This is a genomic window from Halorubrum halophilum, assembly GCF_000739595.1.
Classification (GTDB): Archaea; Halobacteriota; Halobacteria; order Halobacteriales; family Haloferacaceae; genus Halorubrum; species Halorubrum halophilum.
In genome coordinates, this window is the sequence record NZ_BBJP01000091.1 from 1 (window position 1) to 740 (window position 740).

Sequence of the window (740 nt, forward strand, 5' to 3'; positions counted from 1 at the left end):
ATGAGCTACGAACTCGATCCGCTACCGTACGAGTACGACGCGCTGGAGCCGCACCTTTCGGAGCAGGTGCTGGAATGGCATCACGACACGCACCATCAGGGGTACGTGAACGGATGGAACGCGGCGGAGGAAACCCTCGAGGAGAACCGCGAGTCGGGCGACTTCTCGTCGTCGGGCGGCGCGCTGCGGAACGTGACCCACAATTCCTCGGGTCACATTCTGCACGATCTGTTCTGGCAGAACATGAGCCCGGAGGGGGGCGACGAGCCCGAGGGCGCGCTGGCCGAGCAGATCGAGGAGGACTTCGGCTCGTACGAGGCGTGGAAGGGCGAGTTTGAGGCGGCGGCCTCGGCGGCGGGCGGCTGGGCGCTGCTCGTGTACGACTCGTTCTCGAACCAGCTTCGCAACGTCGTGGTCGATAAGCACGACCAGGGCGCGATCTGGGGCGGCCACCCGATCCTCGCACTGGACGTGTGGGAACACTCCTACTACCACGACTACGGCCCGGCCCGCGGCGAGTTCGTCGACAACTTCTTCGAGGTCGTCGACTGGGACGAACCGTCGAGCCGCTACGAGCAGGCCGTCGAGCTCTTCGAGTAACGTCTCACACCCGAACGCGCCGCGGCACGCGCGTCGAGATCCGCATTTTTTTCGCACCGCCGACCGCAAACCGACAGCCTCGTCTCTCGAAGCGAGGTGGATGCTCGGTGCCGCCCGTATGCGCCAAACAACAACAGAGG

The 740-nt window shown here is 65.0% G+C and carries 1 protein-coding gene; it reads left to right on the forward strand.

Going from position 1 to position 740, the window contains the following annotated elements; all coding sequences use genetic code 11:
- A partial coding sequence (sod, locus tag ACP96_RS17060) for a superoxide dismutase (RefSeq protein ID WP_050025859.1) occupies positions 1-600 on the forward strand: 600 nt, incomplete at its 5' end.
- Positions 601-740: the final 140 nt, after the last annotated feature.